At 61.4% G+C, this 21,085-nt stretch carries 19 protein-coding genes; 15 read left to right on the top strand and 4 right to left on the bottom strand.

Going from position 1 to position 21,085, the window contains the following annotated elements; genetic code table 11:
• Window positions 1–55 precede the first annotated feature (55 nt).
• Genes AC3IX4_RS18855 through AC3IX4_RS18840 form a run of 4 tightly spaced genes read right to left on the bottom strand, consistent with a single transcriptional unit; the run spans window position 56 to window position 3,801 of the window.
• Window positions 56–1,492 (bottom strand): NAD(P)(+) transhydrogenase (Re/Si-specific) subunit beta, encoded by a 1,437-nt coding sequence (locus AC3IX4_RS18855; RefSeq protein WP_489256917.1) that lies wholly within the window; start codon window positions 1,490–1,492, stop codon window positions 56–58.
• The gene (locus AC3IX4_RS18850; RefSeq protein ID WP_489256916.1) at window positions 1,489–1,839 is read right to left on the bottom strand and encodes an NAD(P) transhydrogenase subunit alpha part 2; all 351 of its coding nucleotides are present in this window, start codon (window positions 1,837–1,839) and stop codon (window positions 1,489–1,491) included. Before AC3IX4_RS18850 ends, AC3IX4_RS18855 begins: the two co-directional genes overlap by 4 nt.
• A gap of 11 nt (window positions 1,840–1,850) precedes the next feature.
• Window positions 1,851–2,972, bottom strand: coding sequence for a Re/Si-specific NAD(P)(+) transhydrogenase subunit alpha (locus AC3IX4_RS18845; RefSeq protein ID WP_489256915.1), 1,122 nt, complete (start codon window positions 2,970–2,972; stop codon window positions 1,851–1,853).
• 55 nt (window positions 2,973–3,027) lie between these two features.
• On the bottom strand, window positions 3,028–3,801 hold the full coding sequence (locus tag AC3IX4_RS18840; protein WP_489256914.1) for an enoyl-CoA hydratase: 774 nt from the start codon (window positions 3,799–3,801) through the stop codon (window positions 3,028–3,030).
• Between the two features lie 399 nt (window positions 3,802–4,200).
• Here AC3IX4_RS18840 and AC3IX4_RS18835 point away from each other — a divergent pair, with 399 nt between their 5' ends.
• The 15 genes from AC3IX4_RS18835 (at window position 4,201) to AC3IX4_RS18765 (ending at window position 21,078) form a co-directional block, all read left to right on the top strand.
• Window positions 4,201–5,829 (top strand): DUF1302 domain-containing protein, encoded by a 1,629-nt coding sequence (locus AC3IX4_RS18835; protein WP_489256913.1) that lies wholly within the window; start codon window positions 4,201–4,203, stop codon window positions 5,827–5,829.
• A gap of 53 nt (window positions 5,830–5,882) precedes the next feature.
• Window positions 5,883–7,046: a WD40/YVTN/BNR-like repeat-containing protein gene (locus AC3IX4_RS18830; protein WP_489256912.1), complete on the top strand. Its 1,164-nt coding sequence runs from the start codon at window positions 5,883–5,885 to the stop codon at window positions 7,044–7,046.
• Window positions 7,030–9,480, top strand: coding sequence for an efflux RND transporter permease subunit (locus AC3IX4_RS18825; RefSeq protein WP_489256911.1), 2,451 nt, complete (start codon window positions 7,030–7,032; stop codon window positions 9,478–9,480). Before AC3IX4_RS18830 ends, AC3IX4_RS18825 begins: the two co-directional genes overlap by 17 nt.
• Window positions 9,477–10,277, top strand: coding sequence for a ThuA domain-containing protein (locus tag AC3IX4_RS18820; protein WP_489256910.1), 801 nt, complete (start codon window positions 9,477–9,479; stop codon window positions 10,275–10,277). The genes AC3IX4_RS18825 and AC3IX4_RS18820 overlap by 4 nt, the downstream gene beginning before the upstream one ends.
• Window positions 10,278–10,292: 15 nt before the next feature.
• The gene (locus AC3IX4_RS18815; RefSeq protein WP_489256909.1) at window positions 10,293–11,051 is read left to right on the top strand and encodes an SDR family NAD(P)-dependent oxidoreductase; all 759 of its coding nucleotides are present in this window, start codon (window positions 10,293–10,295) and stop codon (window positions 11,049–11,051) included.
• Between the two features lie 13 nt (window positions 11,052–11,064).
• The gene (locus AC3IX4_RS18810; protein ID WP_489256908.1) at window positions 11,065–11,685 is read left to right on the top strand and encodes a glutathione S-transferase family protein; all 621 of its coding nucleotides are present in this window, start codon (window positions 11,065–11,067) and stop codon (window positions 11,683–11,685) included.
• 22 nt (window positions 11,686–11,707) lie between these two features.
• Window positions 11,708–12,889 carry an aromatic ring-hydroxylating oxygenase subunit alpha gene (locus tag AC3IX4_RS18805; protein WP_489256907.1) on the top strand — a complete coding sequence of 394 codons (1,182 nt, stop codon included), beginning with the start codon at window positions 11,708–11,710 and terminating at the stop codon, window positions 12,887–12,889.
• Between the two features lie 58 nt (window positions 12,890–12,947).
• Window positions 12,948–13,955, top strand: a complete 1,008-nt coding sequence (locus AC3IX4_RS18800) for an NADP-dependent oxidoreductase (protein ID WP_489256906.1) — start codon at window positions 12,948–12,950, stop codon at window positions 13,953–13,955.
• A 35-nt stretch (window positions 13,956–13,990) separates the two neighbouring features.
• Window positions 13,991–14,773, top strand: coding sequence for an SDR family NAD(P)-dependent oxidoreductase (locus AC3IX4_RS18795; protein WP_489256905.1), 783 nt, complete (start codon window positions 13,991–13,993; stop codon window positions 14,771–14,773).
• Between the two features lie 240 nt (window positions 14,774–15,013).
• On the top strand, window positions 15,014–16,387 hold the full coding sequence (locus AC3IX4_RS18790; protein ID WP_489256904.1) for a DUF1329 domain-containing protein: 1,374 nt from the start codon (window positions 15,014–15,016) through the stop codon (window positions 16,385–16,387).
• 60 nt (window positions 16,388–16,447) lie between these two features.
• Window positions 16,448–17,239, top strand: a complete 792-nt coding sequence (locus AC3IX4_RS18785) for an SDR family oxidoreductase (RefSeq protein WP_489256903.1) — start codon at window positions 16,448–16,450, stop codon at window positions 17,237–17,239.
• A 4-nt stretch (window positions 17,240–17,243) separates the two neighbouring features.
• Window positions 17,244–17,774: a VOC family protein gene (locus AC3IX4_RS18780; protein ID WP_489256902.1), complete on the top strand. Its 531-nt coding sequence runs from the start codon at window positions 17,244–17,246 to the stop codon at window positions 17,772–17,774.
• A 31-nt stretch (window positions 17,775–17,805) separates the two neighbouring features.
• Window positions 17,806–18,276, top strand: coding sequence for an SRPBCC family protein (locus AC3IX4_RS18775; protein WP_489256901.1), 471 nt, complete (start codon window positions 17,806–17,808; stop codon window positions 18,274–18,276).
• The gene (locus AC3IX4_RS18770) at window positions 18,276–19,895 is read left to right on the top strand and encodes a GMC family oxidoreductase (protein ID WP_489256900.1); all 1,620 of its coding nucleotides are present in this window, start codon (window positions 18,276–18,278) and stop codon (window positions 19,893–19,895) included. The genes AC3IX4_RS18775 and AC3IX4_RS18770 overlap by 1 nt, the downstream gene beginning before the upstream one ends.
• A 34-nt stretch (window positions 19,896–19,929) precedes the next feature.
• Window positions 19,930–21,078 (top strand): alkene reductase, encoded by a 1,149-nt coding sequence (locus AC3IX4_RS18765; protein WP_489256899.1) that lies wholly within the window; start codon window positions 19,930–19,932, stop codon window positions 21,076–21,078.
• Window positions 21,079–21,085: the final 7 nt, after the last annotated feature.

The following is a 21,085-nucleotide window of genomic DNA, read 5'->3' as shown; positions in this document are numbered from 1 at the left end:
CAGTAGGCAATTTCGGTTGTCAGGGCAAGCCCCACTGTCCTCGCACGTTGTCCTGTCAGGCCACCGCCTTGACCATGTCTTCGATGGTTTTCTTGGCATCGCCAAACACCATCATGGTCTTGTCCAGGTAGAACAGTTCGTTGTCCAGGCCGGCGTAGCCGCTGGCCATCGAGCGCTTGTTGACGATGATGGTCTTGGCCTTGAACGCCTCGAGAATCGGCATGCCGGCAATCGGCGATTTCGGATCGTTCTTCGCGGCCGGGTTGACCACGTCGTTGGCGCCCAACACCAGCACCACATCGGCCTGACCGAATTCGGAGTTGATGTCTTCCATCTCGAACACCTGGTCGTACGGCACTTCGGCCTCGGCCAGCAGTACGTTCATGTGGCCAGGCATCCGACCGGCCACCGGGTGGATCGCATACTTCACGGTCACGCCGCGATGGGTCAGCTTCTCGGTCAGTTCTTTGAGTGCGTGCTGTGCCCGGGCTACCGCCAGGCCGTAGCCCGGAACGATGATCACGGTGTCGGCGTTGGTCAGCAGGAAGGTTGCGTCGTCAGCCGAACCGGATTTCACCGGACGAGCCTCTTGCGAGCCAGCCGGGCCGCCAGCATCGGTAGCGCCACCGAAACCGCCGAGCAGTACGTTGAAGAACGAACGGTTCATCGCCTTGCACATGATGTACGAGAGGATGGCACCGGACGAGCCCACCAGGGAGCCGGCGATGATCAGCATCGAGTTGTTCAGCGAGAAGCCGATACCGGCCGCCGCCCAGCCCGAGTAGCTGTTGAGCATCGACACCACGACCGGCATGTCGGCACCGCCGATCGGGATGATGATCAGCACACCCAGCACGAAGGCCAGGGCCAGCATCAACGCGAAGGCGGTGTAGCCGCCGGTGAGCATGAAGGTAATGCCCAGGCCGAGCGTGGCCAGGCCGATAATCAGGTTCAGTTTGTGCTGGCCGGAGAACTGTACCGGTGCGCCCTGGAACAGGCGGAACTTGTACTTGCCTGCCAGCTTGCCGAAGGCAATGACCGAACCCGAGAAGGTGATCGCACCGATGGCCGCACCCAGGAACAGTTCCAGGCGGTTACCCGCCGGGATCGCATCGCCGAGGTTCTGCACGATGCCCAGCGATTGCGGCTCGACCACAGCAGCAACGGCGATGAACACCGCAGCCAGGCCGATCATGCTGTGCATGAAAGCAACCAGCTCAGGCATCTTGGTCATTTCTACGCGCTTGGCCATGATCGAACCGGCGGTACCGCCAATCAACAGGCCGACGATCACGTAGACGATGCCATCTTGGGCCAGCTCGGAGCCCAGCTTGTAGATCAAGCCGACGGTGGTCAGGATCGCCAGGCCCATGCCGAGCATGCCGAAAAAGTTGCCGCGACGGGACGTGGTCGGGTGCGACAAACCCTTGAGCGCCTGGATGAAGCAGACAGAGGCGATCAAATACAGGGATGTAACCAGGTTCATGCTCATGCTTGCTGCACCTCAGCCTTGACTGCTGGGGCCTTGGCGGCCGGAGCTTTCGCCGCTTTCTTCTTGAACATTTCCAGCATGCGCCGGGTGACCAGGAAGCCACCGAACACATTCACCGCGGCCAGGGCCACAGCCAGGGTGCCCATGATCTTGCCCAGCGGGGTCACGGTCAGGGCGGCGGCGAGCATGGCGCCGACGATGACAATGGCCGAGATGGCGTTGGTCACGGCCATCAGCGGGGTGTGCAGCGCGGGTGTCACGTTCCAGACCACGTGATAGCCGACATAGATCGCCAGCACAAAGATGATCAGGTTGTAGATACCGTGGGAAATCAGCATGTCTTCCATTGTTTTTATCCTCAGCCGTTTTTGCGCACGATCTGGCCGTCGCGGCACATCAGGCACGCGGCGACGATGTCGTCTTCGAGGTTGATCAGCAGCTGCCCGTCTGTGTCGAACAGCAGCTTCATGAAGTCCAGCAGGTTGCGTGCATAGAGTGCTGAGGCATCGGCTGCGACCGCGGCTGCCAGATTGGTCGGGCCGACGATGGTCACGCCGTGCTTGACCACGACCTGATCGGCCTCGGTCAGCGGGCAGTTGCCGCCTTGGGCCGCTGCCAGGTCGATCACCACCGAGCCCGGTTTCATCTGGGCGACGGTTTCGGCGCTGAGCAGTACCGGCGCCTTGCGGCCCGGGATCAGTGCAGTGGTAATGACGATGTCGGCCTGCTTGGCGCGCTCGTGCACGGCCACGGCCTGACGCTGCATCCAGCTGGCCGGCATAGGTCGCGCATAGCCGCCGACACCCACTGCGCAGTCACGCTCTTCATCGGTCTCGTAGGGCACATCGACAAACTTGGCGCCCAGCGATTCGATCTGTTCCTTCACCGCAGGACGCACGTCCGAGGCTTCGATCACCGCGCCCAGGCGCTTGGCCGTGGCAATGGCCTGCAAACCGGCCACACCGGCACCGAGGATCAGCACGCGAGCGGCTTTGACGGTACCGGCTGCGGTCATCAGCATCGGCATGAAGCGCGGATAGTGATGAGCGGCCAGCAGCACGGCTTTGTAGCCGGCGATGTTGGCCTGCGAAGACAGCACGTCCAGGCTCTGGGCACGGGAAGTACGAGGCGCGGCTTCGAGGGCAAAGGCGGTAATGCCGCACTCGGCCATTTTGGCGATGGTCTCGTTGTTGAACGGATTGAGCATGCCCACCAGAACGGTGCCGCTCTTGATCTGGATGAGTTCGCTGTCGCTGGGAGCCACGACCTTGAGAATCAGCTGCGCGCCGAAGGCATCGGCAGCGCTTCCAATAGTGGCACCGGCTGCTTCATAAGCACTGTCGGTGACGCTGGCACTGATGCCGGCACTGCTCTGTACAGTGACTTTATGACCCTGGCCAACCAATTTCTTGATGGTTTCCGGGGTGGCTGCAACCCTTGTCTCGCCCGTCTGCGTTTCGAGAGGAACACCAATGTGCACGTGATGGTTCTCCACCTTTGTTCTGAGTAGAAAGGCTTATGGCCTGCCTGGGATGTCAACGATGCTTGAACTGCGCTGCACGCTTCTCGACGAAGGCTGCCATGCCTTCCTTCTGGTCGGCGGTGGCGAAGATCGAGTGGAACACCCGGCGCTCGAAACGGATGCCTTCGCTGAGGCCGGTTTCGAACACGCGATTGACGCACTCCTTGACCATCATGCTCGCCGGCAGCGATTTTTCGGCGATGATCCGCGCGGTTTTCAGGGTTTCTTCCAGCAGGTTGTCGAGAGGCACGATGCGCGCGACCAGGCCTGCACGCTCGGCTTCCTGTGCGTCCATCTGGCGCCCGGTCAGGCACATTTCCATGGCCTTGGCCTTGCCCAATGCGTGGGTGATGCGCTGCGTGCCACCAATGCCAGGAAGTACGCCGAGGGTGATTTCCGGCAGGCCGAAACGGGCGTTATCCGCGGCGTAGATGAAGTCGCAGAGCAGCGCCAGTTCACAACCGCCGCCCAAGGCGTAGCCGGCTACAGCGGCAATCAGCGGCTTGCGTCGGCTGGCGATACGGTCGGCAGCCGTGAAGAAGTCGTCCAGGTAGACCTGCGGAAAGTTGAAGTCGACCATTTCCTTGATGTCTGCACCGGCTGCGAACACTTTGGGGGAGCCTGTGATGACCATGCAACCAATCCGAGAGTCATTTTCGAAATGGTCCAGGGCTAGGTTCAGTTCGGCGATGACCTGGCTGTTGAGGGCATTGAGGGATTTGGGTCGGTTGAGGGTGATCAGTCCGACGCGTCCTTGGGTTTCCACTATCAGGGTTTCAAGTTCCATGCAGTTGTCTCCCGCACCATGCGGCGCTTGATGTTGTTTTTGTACTGCCGTCGTAAAGCCTAACAGTGCAAAAACGCATTTGTTAACGGCATAAATCGCACCTCCACTTTGCAAAAATGCATACCCGGCGCAAAGCCACGTGGTTGGCATCCCGGCACCCGACGGCCGTGAAATTTGCGTGGAGGTGGGTTGCTCAAGCGGAAAGTCGGGTGTAGGGTAATAAAAAACGTACATGTCGGTTTTTATTTTTAGCTCTCCACGAGCCGACTTTAGAGCCGTCTGAACAGCTTCCAGCAGGAGGAAATGATTGGGCTGAAAAATAAATACAAACAAAACGATCATGTTGGTTTTTTAAGATAAACTCACGGCCGAGGCGCAGACCTCACGTTCGGAGCATTCATGAACAAGAACAACAACAAGAAAACCAAGTTCAACCACACCGCAGGCTTGCTGCGTCGGGCGGGAAGCGCGGCGGTGGTCCTTGCAGCGTTGCCTGCTTATGCATTCAATATCGATACAGGTAACCCCGACCTCGCCTTGCGTTGGGACAACACCCTCAAATACAACCTCGGCTGGCGGGCCGAAGGGCGTGACAGCAACCTGGTCAATTCGCCGGGCTTTGACAGCTCAACGCTCTACCGTGACAAGGGCGATGTGGTCACCAACCGGGTCGACATCCTGACCGAACTCGATTTCGTCTTCAAAGAAGCCCATGGCTTTCGCGTGTCGGCCGCTGGCTGGAACGACTTTGCATACGATGATGACGTCAAGTACAACGATTCTCTGGGCGTTGCGCCGACCTACCCGGATCGCAAGTTCACCAGCAATGTAGAGCGTTATTACGATCGTTCTGGCGAGCTGCTTGATGCATTCGCGTTCACCAAGGTGGACATTGGCGACATGCCACTGAACCTTCGCGCCGGTCGTCATAACGTGTATTGGGGGGAGTCGCTGTTCTCCTTCGGCGACAGTATTGCCTACGGCCAGGGCCCTCTGGACCTGCGCAAGGCCACCTCGACACCGGGGATCGAGGCCAAGGAGCTGTTCCTGCCACAGAGCCAGCTGTCCGCCAGCCTGCAGGTAACCGACAAGATCAGCGTCGCCGGCAACTATTACCTGGAGTGGGATCCGCACCGCCTGCCCGATGGTGGCACCTACCTGGGCTCCAGCAACGTCAGTTTGCTGGGCGACCAGAACGTCGGCGGGCTCTCCTATGTCGGCGATCTCCACAACGGACCTAATCGCACACCGAAAAACACGGGCAGCTGGGGGCTGAACACGCTGATCCAGTCTGATCTGCTGGGCGGCAACATTGGCCTGTACGTGCGCAACTTCGACGACCGCCTGCCAACCATTCTGTTGTCCAATGAGGGCTTCGCCTTCAACGCCTACGCCGAAGATGTACGGCTTTACGGTATCAGCTACAGCCGCTTGATCGGGGCTGTCTCGGTTAGCGCCGAGCTGTCCCGGCGGGAAAACACGCTATTGAGCACCGTTGGCTTCTCGCCCGAACTCGCCCGCGGTGATACCTGGCACGCCCTGGTCAACATGGTTGCTTATATAGGCAAGACGCCGTTGTTCGACTCTGCGCCGCTGATAGCAGAACTGACCTACTCGCGCCTTGATTCGGTGAAAAGCTCCACCAAGGCCTTTTTCAACCACGAAGACTACGCCTGCACGCAAGGCGTCGACGCTGGGTGCGCCACCGACGACGCCTGGGGCATGAACGTCGCGTTTACCCCGACCTGGTACCAAGTGTTCCCTGGGGTCGACATGACCATGCCAATGAACTTCGGTATCGGCCTTAAAGGCAATTCGCCCGCAGCGCTGGGGGCTGCTGAAAACTCCGGTTCGTGGAGCGTGGGCGTGGAGGCTGACGTCTACTCCCGCTACAAGGTCGGCCTGGCCTACAACGACTACTTCGGCGAGTACACCAAGAATGCCACCGGGCAGATTGCCGGAGCCAATGGCAATGCACTGCTCAACGACCGTGGCTGGGTCTCTTTGACGCTGAAATCCACGTTCTGATGAGCAATCGCGCGCCTGCCGTGTTTACGGTAGGCGTCATGAGGAGAGTGTCTATGCGTATCTTTGATCCCCATGGCTTTCGGGGCGTGCTGTTGGCCGTTGCACTGTCGGTGGGTGTTCCGGCGCTGGCGTTTGAAGACCCCAGCGACGTGTCGGCGATCACCAGCGAACGCTTGCTGATGAGCCCGCTGATTGCGGTGGCGAGTGTGGGCGCGCGCACCGTCGCAGTGGGCCAGCGGGGGCATGTGGCCTTGTCCGATGATGGCGGCAAGACCTGGCGCCAGGCGCAGGTGCCGGTCAGCAGCGACCTGGTTGCGGTGTCCTTCGGCGATGAACGCAACGGTTGGGCGGTTGGTCAGGGCGGGGTGGTGCTGCGTAGCGCCGACGGTGGTGAAACCTGGACCAAGCAGCTGGACGGGCATGACGCAACTCGCCTGATCAACACCTATTACGGGTCCGGTGGCGGCGGCAGTTCTCTGGCCGACGCCCAGACCTACCTGGATCGCGAAGCCGTACTCAGCAGTTATGGCGGTACCCAGGCATTGATGGCGGTGCATTTTATCGACGCAAACACCGGCTATGTTGCCGGCTTGTTCAACCGGCTGCTGCGCACCGACGACGGTGGCAAGACTTGGGAGCCCTGGCAGCACCGTATCGATAACCCGGGCGAGCTGCATTTCTATGCCATGAGCGCCGACCGGCACGCGCTTTATATCGCCGGCGAGCAAGGCATGGTCTGGCGCATGGGCAAGGGCGACGCGGCGTTCGTGGCCAAGCCCACCGGCTATGACGGCACCCTGTTTGGAGTGGTCAGTGACGGCCGGCATCTGGTGGCGTTCGGCATGCGCGGCAGTGTGTTGCGTTCGATCAATGGCGGCGACAGCTGGGCCCGTGTCGAGGCGCAGACCCAGGCGGGGATTACCTCCGGTGCCTTTTTACCCGATGGCAGCCTTCTGCTCGGCACGCTCTCCGGCGACATCGCCCGCAGCCACGACGGTGGCAAAACATTCAAGGCCATGAAGCTTGCGCACAGCATGCCGTTCTTCGGGCTTGCCGCCCGTGAAGACGGTCAGTTGACCCTGGTCGGCGCCGCGGGCGTGCAACACGAAGCGGTGGCGCTGGAAAAACCCAAGGTCGCCAATCCCAACGTGGTGGTGAAGAACGCCAGCGCGACCAGCGCTCAGCAAGGGGAGGGCAAGTATGGCTACTTCAATTAACCAGCCGAAGATGGACGTGGTGCGCGAGCTCAAGGATTTTGACGGGCGCTCGGGCAGCCTGCTGGAACGGCTGATCTTCAATAACCGCTTGTTGATCGTGCTGGTGTGTGTGCTGGTCACCCTGTTTTTGGGCTACCAGACCCGCGACCTGCGCATCGCTGCCAGCTACGACAAGATGCTGCCGCACGGCCACGAATACATTAAGAATTTCCTCGCCAACCGCGATGAGTTACGCGGGATGGGCGACTCGGTGCGTATCGTGGTGGAGGCTCGGGATGGGGACATCTTCAATGCCGAGTACCTGGCCGAGTTGGCTGCGATCAACGATGAAGTGTTCATTCTGCCTGGTGTCGACCGGCCATGGATGAAGTCGATCTTCACCCCGGTGGTGCGCTGGACCGAGGTGACGGAGGAGGGCTTCACCGGTGGCCCGGTGTTGCCGAACGATTACGACGGCTCGGCCAAATCGATTCGCGACCTGCGCATCAACATTGGCCGCGCCGGTGTGGTCGGTAGCCTGGTTTCGCGTGACTATCGATCGAGCATGATCGTGGTGCCTCTGCTGCCCACCGATGCCGACGGCAACCCCATCAACTACCAGAAACTGTCCGATGCCATAGAAACGATCCGCCAGCAGCATGCCCAGGGCCCGGACGCCAAGGTCAATATCTACGTGATCGGCTTTGCCAAGCTGATTGGCGACCTGATCGCGGGCCTGGAAAAGGTCATGGTGTTCTTCCTCGTCGCGGTGGTGGTCGCGGTCGCCATTATCTACCTCTATACCCACTGCATCCGCAGTACCTTGCTGGTGCTCAGTTGCTCGATTGTCGCGGTGATCTGGCAGCTCGGGCTGGTGGTGTCGCTGGGTTACAACCTCGACCCGTTCTCCATGCTGGTGCCGTTCCTGGTGTTCGCAATCGGCGTGAGCCACGGCGCGCAAAAAATGAACGGCATCATGCAGGACATCGGTCGCGGTACCCATCGCCTGGTCGCGGCGCGCTTCACCTTCCGGCGCCTGTTCCTGGCCGGTGTCACCGCGCTGCTGGCTGACGTGGTGGGTTTTGCCGTGTTGATGATCATCGATATTCCGGTGATTCGCGAGCTGGCGCTGACGGCCAGTATCGGTGTTGGCGTGTTGATCTTTACCAACCTGATCCTGATTCCGGTGATGTTGTCCTTTGTCGGTGTCTCGCCTCGTGCGGCGCGCCGCAGCCTGGCGGCCGAGGCCGAAGAAAATCAGGCCAGAGGCCTGTGGCGCTGGCTGTCGCGCTTCACCGAGCGGCGCCCAGCACTGCTGGTGATCGTGGTGTCATTGGTGCTAGGGGTTTGGGGGTTTGTCACCTCGTTGCAGCTACAGGTGGGCGACCTGGATGCGGGGGCTCCGGAGCTGCGGGCGGATTCGCGCTTCAACCTGGATAACGCCTTTATTACCTCGCACTACGCGATATCGAGCGATGTGTTCGCGGTGATGGTGAAAACCCCGCCCGATGGGTGCCGCAGCTACGAAACCCTGACCGAAGTCGATCGCCTGGGCTGGCAGCTGGCACAAGTGCCCGGCGTGCAGCGCACGGTATCGCTGGCTGACACGATCCGCACCTATACCGCCGGCATGTTCGAGGGCAACCCGAAGTGGGCGACCATCAGTGACAACCAAAGCATCATCGATGCCCAGATCGGCAATGCGGTGTCATGGAACTCCGAGTTTCTCAACACCAGTTGCACCATGACGCCGGTGCTGGCCTATCTCGCCGACCACAAGGCCGACACGCTGGAACGCGTGCTCAACGTCGCCCAGGCCTTCGCGGCCGAGCACACCACCCAGGACCGCGAGTTCCTCCTTGCCGCCGGCAATGCTGGCGTCGATGCGGCGACCAACATCGTGGTCAAGGAAGCCAATCGCAAGATGCTGCTGTATGTCTATGCCGCCGTGGCCTTGCTGTGTCTGATCACCTTCCGCAGCTGGCGCGCGGTCATCGTCGCGCTGGTACCGCTGGTGCTGACGTCGGTGTTGGCCGAAGCGCTGATGGTGCACCTGGGCATCGGCATGAAGGTCGCGACCTTGCCGGTGGTCGCGCTGGGGGTCGGGATCGGCGTGGATTACGCGATTTACCTGCTCAGCACGCAACTGGCCTTTCAGCGCAGCGGGCTGTCGGTAAGCGAGGCCTATCGCAAGGCGCTGGCAAGCACCGGCAAAGTGGTGGCGCTGGTCGGTGTGACCCTGGGTGCCGGGGTGGTTACATGGGCCTGGTCGCCGATCAAATTCCAGGCTGATATGGGCATCCTGCTGACCTTCATGTTCCTCTGGAACATGCTCGGCGCACTCATCCTGGTGCCGGCACTGTCTCACTTCCTGCTGCGTGGCGAGACCCGCCACAGCCCGCAGGCCGCAGCGACCGACGCCCTCGATAACACCGTTGCCGGAGCCACCCGATGAGCACAGCGCACACCTCACAACCGGGGCGTATCGATTGCGTCTTGATCGCCGCTGGCAAATACCACGACATCGATTTCGCGCGCCTGGAGCTGCTCAAGCTGTTGGGGGAAAACCCGCGTATCCGCGTGCGGGTGTTCGAGGACTACGCCAACCTTGAGGCCATTCGGGCGGCCAGCTTTTTGGTCACCTACACCTGTGAAGTGCTGCCCAGCGACAGCGAACAGGCGGTGTTGCGCCAATGGCTTGAAGACGGTGGGCGCTGGTACGCGCTACACGGCACCAACTCGATCCTGCGTTTTCTCGAGGACGGGCGGGTCGACACCCCGGACAGCGAACCGCAACTGATGCAGATGCTCGGCTCGCAGTTTGCCGCGCACCCGCCCATCGAGCCATTTCGTGTCGATGTGGTGCAGCCGCAACACCCGCTGGTGGCAGGCATAGACTCCTTCGAGGTGACCGACGAACGCTACCTGATGGACATGAAGGCCGAGGTCCAGGTGTTGCTCGACACCGGCTTCGAAGGCCAGACCCCAGGCTTTGTCCGCGAACACTGGGCATACCAGCGCCACCCGGTGCTGTACCTGCGAGCGCTGGGGCAGGGCGGGGTGCTGTACCTGACCCTCGGCCACTGCCGTGGCCACTATGACCTCAGGCCGCTGATGGAGTTTTGGCCACAGGTGGACCGCTGCGCCTGGGACAGCCCGATTTTCTACGAACTGCTGCGCCGTGGCCTTGGCTGGGCGGCAGGTACCGATCAAACGCACGCGTCGGCGGGTTGCGCGCCGAGCGAAATCTAACCAAAGGAAGCGACTATGGAACTCGGACTACGTGGCAAGAAGGTCATCATCAACGGTGGCAGCCGTGGCATTGGCCGGGCGGCGCTGGAGCTGTATGCCGACGAAGGCTGCGACATTGCCTTCTTCTCCCGTGACGCCAAGCGCGTGGGGGAGACCATCAAGGTCTTGCAAGACAAAGGCGTGAAAGCCTATGGCGATGCTTTTGACATGAATGACAGCGCCGCTTACGAGGCCTGGCTGCGCAGCGCCGCCGAACGTCTGGGCGGCTGCGACGTGTTCATTCACAACGCCAGCTCGTCGGGGGCACAGGGCACCATGGACTGGGAGATGAGCTTTCGCCTGGACATGATGGGCGCCGTCACCGGTTGTCAGGTGCTGGAGGAGGCCTTGAGCGGTGGCGATGGTGGGGCGGTGATCCTGATGTCCAGCACTGCGGCGGTGGAAACCTTCATTTACCCGCAGGCGTTCAACGCCATCAAGGCAGCGATCATCACTTACGGCAAACAACTGTCCGAGCTGTGGGCGCCAAAGAATATCCGCGTGAACATGCTGTCCCCCGGGCCGACCGAGTATCCGGGCGGCAACTGGGCGGCGATCAAGGACGCGATGCCCGAGCTGTACAGCAAAACCCTGGGGGAAATTCCCATGGGCCGCTTTGGCAAGGTTGAAGACGTCGCGCGTGCGATGGTCTTCCTGTCCAGCCCCATGGCCGCCTATATCACCGGCACCAACGTCATCATCGACGGTGGCTTTACCAAGCGCGTGCAGTTCTGAGCCGGGGGTGAACATGAAGCTCTACAGCTCCATTGGGCCCAACCCCAGGCTGGTCAACATGCTGCTGGCCGAGAAGGCGCTGACGTTGCCCTGCGAGCAGGTGGATATCGTTGCGGGTGTCAATCGCCAGCCCGACTTTCTGACCCTCAACCCAACGGGCACCACGCCGGTGCTGATGCTCGACGACGGCACCGGTCTGGCCGAAACCTGGGCCATTTGCGAGTACCTCGAGGAGCTGCATCCCGACGTGTCACTGATTGGCCGTAGCGCCCGGGAACGCGCCGTCACTCGCATGTGGTGGCGGCGTGTTGACCTGGCGGTGGTCCAGCCGCTCACCAGTGGCTTTCGCGGGGCCGAGGGGCTGGGTTTGTTCAAGGACCGGGTGCGCTGCTACCCCAGCGTCGCCGATGAATTGAAATGCGCTGCCCAGGAAGGCCTGACGTGGCTTGACAGGCAGCTGGGCAGTCAGCCATTTATGTGCGGCGAGCGCCTGAGCGTGGCCGACCTGCAGCTGTTCGTGTTCATCGAGTTCGGTATGTTGGTCGGCCAGCCGTTCGACGCTGCACGCTGCCCGAACCTGGCGCGCTGGCTGGATACGATGAGCACACGCCACAGTGCAATCAGCACCCGATAACAAGAGAAAACAGGTGTCCATCATGAACGCAGACGTCAAACACCAGCAGTACAACCGGATTGCCGCAAAGCTATTGGATTACATCGACCATCGCTCCACCGACCAGGCCGATGACATCATGCGCGTCGACAGCAGCAGTTATGTTGACAGGGCGCGCTGGGACGAGGAAGTCGAGAAGCTCTACAAGCGCCTGCCGATCCTAGCGGCAATGTCCGGAGAGTTGCCCGGGCCAGGCACCTACATGACCCGCAATCTGCTGGGCGTGCCGTTGCTGCTGACCCGGCTCAAGGATGGCAGCGTGCGGGCCATGCTCAACGTCTGTGCCCACCGTGGCATGCAAGTGGCGGACGGCAAGGGGAAATGCGAGAAGTTTTCCTGCCCATACCACGCCTGGCTGTACGGCAATGACGGCAGCCTGTTGCGCATCTATGCCGAGGACACCTACGGCGATGTCGACAAGGCGGCGATGCCCTTGACCCAGCTGCCGGTGTTCGAGCGCGGCGGGATGATTTTCGCGGTACTGACGCCGGGCCAGGAAACCGATTTCGAGGGCTTTCTGGGTGGCATGATGGATGACGTCGCGTCGCTCGGCTTCAAGGATTGGCACTACTGCGGCAGCCGGGTCATCCACGGGGCGAACTGGAAAATCACGTACGACGGCTATCTGGAAGGCTATCACTTTGCTGCCGCACATCCCCAGACGATCAACCAGCGCACCTACTCTAACATCATGCAGTTCGAGGCTCATGGACCGCACCTGATGATTGGCTTTCCGCAGCGCAGCATGGGCAAGCTCAAGGACGTACCCGCGGAGCAGTGGTACCGGCACGAAAACGATGGCTATGACTTCGTGCGCACCTTCTTTCCCAATAGCTCGATATTCGTGGCGCCGGAAATCACCCAGGTCGCGCAGCTGATTCCGGGGCCGACACCTGGCGTGAACACCACCATCCTGCACTATATCCACCACACGGCGCCGACCACCGACGAGGAGCGTCAGGCGCTGGAAACCATGATGGACTGGCTCAAGGACGTGGTCGACGAGGAGGACTACAAACTGGGCCTCAAGGTCCAGGAAGGCCTTGCCAGTGGCGCGCACAAGCATGTGATATTCGGGCGTAACGAGCGTGGCAACCAGTATTTCCATCGCTGGATCGACTACTACCTGAGTGACGATCCGCAGCGCGTCGAACCGACACTCTGAACCTCTGGGCCGGTGTCGTAGTACTCGATGCCGGCACTCATTCGCCAAGGAATCCCCCATGTCGCTTGTCAACCGCCGGATGATTTTGCAACAACGCCCCCAGGGCTTGCCCACCGAACGTGACGTGGTGCCGCGCGAGGACGTCGTGCCCACGCTGCAGGAAAACCAGGTGCTGGTGCACAACCAGTTCCTCTCCATCGACCCGGCGATCCGCGACTGGATGGCCGAAGGCCCCAGTTACTTGCCACCCATCGAACTGGGGGCAGTGGTGCGCAGCACCAGCCTGGGCCGGGTGATCGACAGTCGGCATCCGGGCTTTGTCGAAGGCGACCTGGTGATGGGGCTCAACGGCTGGGAAACCTACTCCATCGCCGAAGGCGCCGCACTGGCGAAAATCGACAACGCCTTCGATGACCCGGAGCAGTACTACCTGAGCATCTTCGGGCCGGTGGGCCTGACCGCGTATTTTGCCTTGCTCGAAGTGGGGCTGCCCAAGGCCGGGGAGACTCTGTTGGTCAGCGCTGCGGCCGGGGCCGTGGGGTCGCTGGTCGGGCAGATCGGCAAGATCAAGGGCTGTCGGGTCGTGGGCCTTGCAGGCAGCGAACAGAAGTGCCGCTGGTTGTGCGACGAACTGGGCTTCGATGCGGCGATCAATTACCGAGAGGTGGGCGACGTGTCGGCGGCGATTGCCAGCACTTGCCGCGACGGTGTGGACATCTACTTCGACAATGTCGGCGGCGCCATCCTCGATGCAGCGCTGTTGCACATCAATGACCGGGCGCGCATCGTCTTTTGCGGGGCAATCTCCGGTTACAACAGCACGGTGCCTGTGCCCGGGCCGTACAACATGTGGCAGATCCTGGCCCACAGTGCACGCCTGGAAGGCTTCTTGATCCGCGACTATTTTCCGCGCTTCGGTGAAGGTGCGGCGCAAATGCGCGAGTGGCTGCTCGAAGGGCAGATCCAGTTTCGCGAACAGTTGGTCGATGGCCTGGACAATTGCCTTCCAGCCTTTGCCAGCCTGTTCGATGGCAGCAACACGGGCAAAGTGGTGGTGCGCCTGTAGGCGCCTGACAAGCAATCATCCGGAGGAATGCGTCAATGGCTGTGTTTTCCAGAATGCAGGACCGGGTTGCGATCATCACCGGGGCGGCTTCGGGTATCGGTCGCGCCGCCTGCGAGTTGTTTGTGGCCGAAGGGGCGCGCGTGGTGGCGGTGGACCGGCCCGAGTCGGGGATCGAGGCGCTGTTTGCCGAAACGTCGAAAGTGGTCGTCCTGGCCAGGAGCGTGACCGATGCCCATACCCCGGCATTGGCGGTGGAAATGGCACTGGAGCAATTCGGCGGGCTGGACATTCTGTTCAACAATGCCGGCGTCGCCCCTGTTTCACCGGTGGTGACGATGCCTGATGCAATGTGGCACGACACCTTCGAGGTGAATGTGAACGCGGTCTTCCGTCTGTGCCGGGCGGCAATTCCGCACCTGATCGAGCGCGCCAGGCGCAACGGGCGCGCGCGGATCATCAACACTGCCTCGATCACCGCGCAATTCAGCGACAGCAACATTGCCGCCTATGCGGCCTCCAAGCATGCACTGGCCGGGCTGACCAAGACTCTGGCACATGAGCTGAGCCGGCATGGGGTCACGGCCAACTACATCATGCCGGGGGCGATCACCACCGGCATGACCGGTTGGTTGTTCGACCAACCGCAGATACGCCATGCCTGGGAAAACGCTGCACCGGCCAAGCGCCTTGGCACCCCGTTGGACATTGCCAGGGCGGCCTTGCTGCTGGCCAGCGATGAGGCTGATTTCATCACCGGGCATGGCCTGGTGGTGGACGGCGGCCTGAGTCTGCGAGCCGGGCCGGCCATGCCTGAGTAAGAACCGGCGCCGCACGGCGCTGGCCCCTCACAGGGCCTTTGGCGGCGCTTGACGCATCGCCGAGGCCCTTTTCCAAAAAGCAAAAAAATGACGTGATTTAACCATTGGCACAACGGCGGTTTCGGTATAAATTATTAAAAAACGAACAGATCTGTTTTGTTTTGAAGGTGTCCCGAAAACCTCGTTCCTCTGGGGTTTCACGCTCCAGCATTACTCAAATAAGAACAACAGGAGATGCATATGAGACGTCACTTCGCACAGATCCTGACGGTGGCGATCGCAGGGGCATTTTGTGCCTCGGCGTTTGCCGCTGCCACACCTGATGAAGTCAACCAGATCGGCAGTAAGTACCTGCCCTGGGGCGCCGAGAAAGCCGGCAATGCCGATGGCAGCATCCCGGCCTACACCGGTCCGATCAAACCGCCGAAAAGCTACGACCCGAGCAAGCCCGGCATTCGTCCCGACCCGTTTGCCGATGAGAAGCCATTGTTCTCCATCGACGCCAAGAACATGGCTCAGTACAGCGACAAGCTCACCGACGGTATCAAGGCGATGCTGCAGAAGTACCCCAGCTATCGCCTGGACATCTACCCGACTCACCGCACCGCCAATTATCCACAGTACTTCCAGGACAACGCGCTGAAAAACGCCAGTACCTGCAAAACCAAGAATGATGAGTTGGGCCTGGATGGCTGCTTCGGCGGCACGCCGTTCCCATTCCCGAACACCGGCAACGAAGTGATGTGGAACCGCTTGCTGAAATTCGACCAGTACGCGTTCAAGACCGCCGGCATGAGCGGCAGCGTCATCGATACCCGTGGCACCCGCACGGTCACCGGTGTGGGCGCCATGTCGGTGATCTACCCGATCTTCGATCCGCAGCGCACCGAGCCGATCAAGACCGATGACATCTACGAGATGATCCGCATCGACTTCAATGAGCCGGCGCGCAAGAACGGCGAGAAACTACTGGTCCATGACTCCATCGACATGGTCGACACTGGCCGACGCGCTTGGCAGTACCTGCCTGGGCAACGTCGGGTGAAACTGGCGCCAGATATTTCCTACGATACGCCTAGCCCGACCGGCGGTGGCGCGAGCGTGGTCGACGAATCGGCGGTCTTCTACGGCGCACTGGATCGCTACAACTTCAAGCTGTTGGGCAAGCGTGAAATGTACATTCCGTACAACGCCTACAAGATGCGCGATTCGTCTGTCTGCCCAGACGCTAAATCCGAAACCAAGAGCCATCTCAACCCGGACTGCATGCGCTGGGAGCTGCACCGCGTCTGGGTCGTGGAAGCCACGGTCAAGCCTGGCAAGCGCCACGTCTATCCGCGTCGGGTCCTGTACTGGGATGAAGACTTGTGGAGTGTGGGCGTCGGTGATGCCTATGACAGCACTGGCAAGATCTACCGGGTCACTCACAACATCCCGCTGAGTTTCTACGAGACCACTGGCCACATGACCGATGAGTGGGTGACCTACGACCTGGCGACCGGTGCCTACACCCGTCAACAAAACGCGGCCATGTACGGCGGCTGGGAAGTCATCAAACCGCCGGCCAGCGGGTTCTTCACCCAGGGAGCCTTGTCCGGCGGCGGCATTCGCTGACGCTGAGCCAGCACTCGGGGCGCAGCGAGCTGCGCCCCTCTACTTCAGGAGAGTTGGACCATGGGCAAATTGCAAGGCAAGGTCGCGGTGGTGCTGGGAGCGGCGGGGCGCGACAACATGGGGCAGGTCATCGCCAGACGCCTCAGCGCCGAAGGGGCACGGGTCGTTGTGGCCGGGCGTCAGGCCCAGGAGCTGGAGCACTTCGCCGCGCAGATCGGCGGTGTGGCCAAGACCTGCGACATCACCCAGAAGGATCAGGTAGACGCGCTGTTCGACTTCGCAGCGTCCTGGGGCGGCAAGGTCGACATCGCCCTCAATGCCACCGGCTGGGGGCTGCTCAAACCGTTTCTGGAGACCACGCTCGATGAGCTGCAGCGCATGACGGCGTTGCAGTACATCGGTCCGTTTCTGTTCTGCCAGGCCGCGGTAAACACCATGACCGATGGCGGCTCGATCATTCAGATCAGTTCGGCGACGGCCACCGTGATGTTCCACGACCATGCCGCCTATATGGGCACCAAGGCCGGGACCGATCACGTGATTCGCTGTGTGGCCAACGAATTTGGTGAGCGCGGCATTCGGGCTAATTCGATTTCCCCAGGCCTCACCGAAACCCCGATGACCGCCGAAGCAGGTCAGGTGCCAGGGGTATTCGAGAGCTTTGTCGCCGGTTACCCCTTGGGGCGCATCGGCACCAGTGCCGACATCGCCGCCGCCGTGGTCTGGCTGGCCAGCGACGAGTGCTTCATGACTGGTCAGAACCTGCAAATCAACGGTGGGCTGACCCTGCGCGGCAACCCGAGCAAGACGGCCATCGCCGCCGCCGTCGCCAATGCAACTCAGGAGGCTTGACCCGATGAAGCAATCGTCTTCGCTCTCTCGCCTGGGCGATGTCATGCAACTGGCCTTTGTGCCCCAGGACATCGACGCGGCGCTGCGTTACTGGACCCAGACCATGGGCGTGGGTCCGTTCTTTCACTTCGATCATCTGGTGCTGGAAAAGGCTCAGTACCGTGGCGAGCCTACCAGCATCGATTTCTCGGTATGGATCGCCTATTGGGGCGACATTCAGATCGAGCTGATCCAGCAGCACAACGATGCCCCGTCCATTTACCGCAGCTGGCTCGACCAGGGGCGCGACGGCCTGCACCACGTCTGTGTGGTGGTCGACAGCATGGCCGAGGCCCGTCGCCAGTGTGCCGAAGCCGGTGCGGTGGTGATGCAGGAAGCCTGGTTGGTGGGCGGTGGCGAAGCCATCTATGTGGACGCAGGCGAAGGCTTGATCGAGCTGATCGAGCTGCCCCAGGCCAACCGGGACTTCTTCGCCCTGATGAAAACCCAGGCCCGCGAATGGGACGGCCGCGACCCGATACGTACGCTCGGCTGAGTGCGTAGTCCATAACAACAAGGAGAAAGGCATGCATCACATTCAGGTTTATCACGATTTCGCCGCACCGGCCGCGATGCTTTGGGAAATTCTGGCGGACTTCGGCAACATCGAACGCTGGTGGCCGCAGGACGAACCCAACGTGCAGATCGAGCGCGTCGAACTTGAAGGCCAGGGCCTTGGCCTGACCCGGCATATATACAACCGTGGCTTTGCCGCCCCGGTTAGTGAGCGTCTGGATTTCCAGGACCCACAGACGCTGTTGTACAAGCTCTCCAACATCGGTGAGCGCCCCGCGGGGTTGACCGAATATCAGGCGACCGGGCAGATCGAAGCGCTGGCGCCGACGCGTTGCCGACTCAACTACAGCAGCGTGTTCACCACTGCATCGGGTCGGCCGGAGGAGGCCGAGGAGTTTTTACGGATGGCCTACGCACTGATGTTCAAGGGACTGGCTCAGGCCGTGCAGCGGGAACAACTGATCATGAAGGAGGAGCACTGATGGCGGTCGATGCATTTGACTACATCATCGTCGGTGCGGGATCGGCCGGCTGTGTGTTGGCCAACCGACTGTCAGCCGACCCGAGCAAGCGTGTGTTGTTGCTGGAGGCCGGCGGCTGGGACAAGAGCCCGCTCGTGAGTATGCCCAAAGGCATCGCCAAGCTGGTCAGCGACCCGCGTCATGCTTGGCACTTTCCGGTGCAGCAGCCACGTTTGCCAGGCACCGAGTCGGCCGAGATGTGGGTGCGCGGCAAAGTGGTCGGCGGCTCAAGTTCGATCAACGGTATGATCTATGTGTGCGGACAGCCTGAGGACTATCACGTCTGGGAGCAGGAAGCCGGTGCCGAATGGGGCTGGAAGGCGATGAAAGCGGCCTTCCGTGCCATCGAAGACCACGAGCTGGGCGCTGATGAAATGCGCGGTGCCGGTGGCCCGCTGCACATCAGCACCGGCAAGTTTCGCTACCCGGTCAGCGAGGCGATGGTGCGTGCTGGCGAGCAGATGGGCTTGCCACGTGTAGAGGACTTCAATACCGAACACCAACAAGGCGTGGGCTACTACTCGCACACCATCAAGAACGGTCGACGGGTGAGTTCCGCGGCAGCGTTCCTGCATCCGGTGCTGACGCGGTCCAACCTCGAGGTGGTGACCGGTGCTTTTGTCGACCGTGTTCTGTTCGATGGCAATCGTGCCGTGGGCGTTGCTTGCCGGGTGGAAGGCCGGGCAACGCAGTTTGCCTGCAAGGACGAGATAGTGTTGAGTGCCGGAGCCTTGCTGTCGCCCAAAATTCTTCAGCTGTCCGGTATCGGCGCTAGCGAGCACCTGCAACCATTGGGTATCGACCTGGTGGTGGAAAACCCCGGCGTTGGCCAACGCTTGCGCGACCACCTGGGCTTCTTGCTGCCGTATCGGCTCAAGGGCGACAAGGGCTTGAATGCGCGCTTCCAGGGCCTGGGCCTGGCCAAAAGCCTGCTGCAGTACTACACCCTGCGCAGCGGTCCGATGGCCACTGGCCCCTTCGAGGTCGGTGCGTTCTTTCGCACGCAGCCCGAGGTCGAACGGCCGGATGCACAGCTGTACCTCAGTGCCTTCACCTACCCGCGCAGTGACGACAATTTCCCGGTGCCCGACGGCGTCGAGGACAAACCGGGCATGACCGTCTACGGCCAGTTACTGCACCTGACCAGCGAAGGCTCGATCATGGTGCAGTCCGCCGACCCGGATGTTCCGCTGGCAATCACCCCCAATTGGTTGAGCACTGAGGAGGACCGTCGGGCGGCGGTGGCGATGGTGCGTTACATGCGTCAGTACATGGCGCAGCCGGCCTTGGCCGAGTACGCGGGCGAAGAACTGATGCCGGGCGCTCAATGCCAGAGCGATGAGCAGATTTTCGATTTCTTCCGCCGCACTTCCTTGTGTGGCACCCATGCCATCGGCACCTGCCGCATGGGCCTGACGGAGGATTCGGTGGTCGATGAGCACTTGCGCGTGCGCGGTGTGCAGGGGCTGCGGGTGGCCGACTGTTCGGTGATGCCGGCACTGGTGTCAGCCAACACCAACGGGCCGGCCATGGCTCTCGGCTGGCGCGCGGCAGACCTCATCCTGGGTGCCAGCGCCTGATACTCCCGAATCACCTGACGAGGCAGTACCTGCTATGAGTGAGTTGATCGACGCACTGTTCCAACCCTTGCAGATCGGCAAGCTGCACCTGAAAAATCGCTTGGTGATGGCGCCCATGACACGCAACCGTTCAAGCCTTGACGGCGTACCCACGGCACTGAACGTGGAGCATTACCGCCAGCGCGCCAGCGCCGGGCTGATCGTGACCGAAGGGGTGTACCCCGAACCGATGGGCAACGGTTACCTGTTCGCGCCGGGGCTGTGTAACCCGGCACAGGTCGATGGCTGGCGGCAGGTCACCGATGCGGTGCATGCCGAGGGAGGTGCGATTTTTTGCCAGATCATGCACGTCGGACGGCTGACCGACCCCTTGATGCTTGCCGGCGCACAGCCGGTGGCGCCGTCGGCGATACAACCGGACCCGCTGGCGCGCCACTACACGGTTAAGTGCCCGCGGCCAAAGCGCGCCTACCCGCAACCACGAGCCTTGAGTAGCGCAGAGGTTTATCAGGTCATCGACAGCTACCGCCAGTGCGCGGAGCTGGCCCGCGAAGCGGGTTTTGACGGGGTGGAAATTCACGCCGGCAGCGGTTACCTGCCCATGCAGTTTCTCTCCAGCAACACCAACCTGCGTGACGACGAATTCGGCGGCAGCCTGGAGAATCGCACGCATTTTTTGCTCGCCTGCGTCGATGCCATCGCAGCCTCGCTGGGCAGTGATTTCGTCGCTGTCAAAGTCTCGCCCGGCTGGACCTTTCACAACGTCTTCGATGACGACCCGGTGGCGACCTACAGCTACCTGACGCAGCAGCTGTCCAAGCGCGCCATCGCCTACCTGCAGGTGGGCGACTACGGCATGGACTGGGACGTCTACGCCACCTTGCGGCCGCTGTTCGACGGTCCCTTGATGACGGTCGCCAGCTTCACTCGCTCGCGCGCCGCGCAGATGATCTTCAGCGGTCAGTGCGATCTGGTCGGGTTTGGCCAGGCCTATATCGCCAACCCTGACCTGGCCGAGCGCTTTCGCCATGGCTGGCCGATCAACCGGCCAGACATCGCGACCTACTACACCCAGGGCACAGCTGGCTACACCGACTACCCACGCCATGGCGAAAGCCGGCGCGATGACCTGCTGGAGGTCGATGCCGCGCTGATCGCAGTTTCCGCCGACGTTACCGGTTAACGGCACA

This window comes from Pseudomonas sp. KH_021 (assembly GCF_057838865.1).
Note: the sequence above shows the minus strand (reverse complement) of the source record. Positions and strands in the feature narration are given on the sequence as shown.

Bases quoted from the DNA above. Each gene is read 5' to 3' on its own strand.
- AC3IX4_RS18825 (WP_489256911.1), top strand. From the start codon at position 7,030: ATGGCTACTTCAATTAACCAGCCGAAGATGGACGTGGTGCGCGAGCTC.
- AC3IX4_RS18830 (WP_489256912.1), top strand. From the start codon at position 5,883: ATGCGTATCTTTGATCCCCATGGCTTTCGGGGCGTGCTGTTGGCCGTT.
- AC3IX4_RS18850 (WP_489256916.1), bottom strand. From the start codon at position 1,839: ATGGAAGACATGCTGATTTCCCACGGTATCTACAACCTGATCATCTTT.
- AC3IX4_RS18800 (WP_489256906.1), top strand. From the start codon at position 12,948: ATGTCGCTTGTCAACCGCCGGATGATTTTGCAACAACGCCCCCAGGGC.
- AC3IX4_RS18810 (WP_489256908.1), top strand. From the start codon at position 11,065: ATGAAGCTCTACAGCTCCATTGGGCCCAACCCCAGGCTGGTCAACATG.
- AC3IX4_RS18770 (WP_489256900.1), top strand. From the start codon at position 18,276: ATGGCGGTCGATGCATTTGACTACATCATCGTCGGTGCGGGATCGGCC.
- AC3IX4_RS18765 (WP_489256899.1), top strand. From the start codon at position 19,930: ATGAGTGAGTTGATCGACGCACTGTTCCAACCCTTGCAGATCGGCAAG.
- AC3IX4_RS18785 (WP_489256903.1), top strand. From the start codon at position 16,448: ATGGGCAAATTGCAAGGCAAGGTCGCGGTGGTGCTGGGAGCGGCGGGG.
- AC3IX4_RS18840 (WP_489256914.1), bottom strand. From the start codon at position 3,801: ATGGAACTTGAAACCCTGATAGTGGAAACCCAAGGACGCGTCGGACTG.
- AC3IX4_RS18805 (WP_489256907.1), top strand. From the start codon at position 11,708: ATGAACGCAGACGTCAAACACCAGCAGTACAACCGGATTGCCGCAAAG.
- AC3IX4_RS18855 (WP_489256917.1), bottom strand. From the start codon at position 1,492: ATGAGCATGAACCTGGTTACATCCCTGTATTTGATCGCCTCTGTCTGC.
- AC3IX4_RS18775 (WP_489256901.1), top strand. From the start codon at position 17,806: ATGCATCACATTCAGGTTTATCACGATTTCGCCGCACCGGCCGCGATG.
- AC3IX4_RS18790 (WP_489256904.1), top strand. From the start codon at position 15,014: ATGAGACGTCACTTCGCACAGATCCTGACGGTGGCGATCGCAGGGGCA.
- AC3IX4_RS18780 (WP_489256902.1), top strand. From the start codon at position 17,244: ATGAAGCAATCGTCTTCGCTCTCTCGCCTGGGCGATGTCATGCAACTG.
- AC3IX4_RS18835 (WP_489256913.1), top strand. From the start codon at position 4,201: ATGAACAAGAACAACAACAAGAAAACCAAGTTCAACCACACCGCAGGC.
- AC3IX4_RS18820 (WP_489256910.1), top strand. From the start codon at position 9,477: ATGAGCACAGCGCACACCTCACAACCGGGGCGTATCGATTGCGTCTTG.
- AC3IX4_RS18795 (WP_489256905.1), top strand. From the start codon at position 13,991: ATGGCTGTGTTTTCCAGAATGCAGGACCGGGTTGCGATCATCACCGGG.
- AC3IX4_RS18815 (WP_489256909.1), top strand. From the start codon at position 10,293: ATGGAACTCGGACTACGTGGCAAGAAGGTCATCATCAACGGTGGCAGC.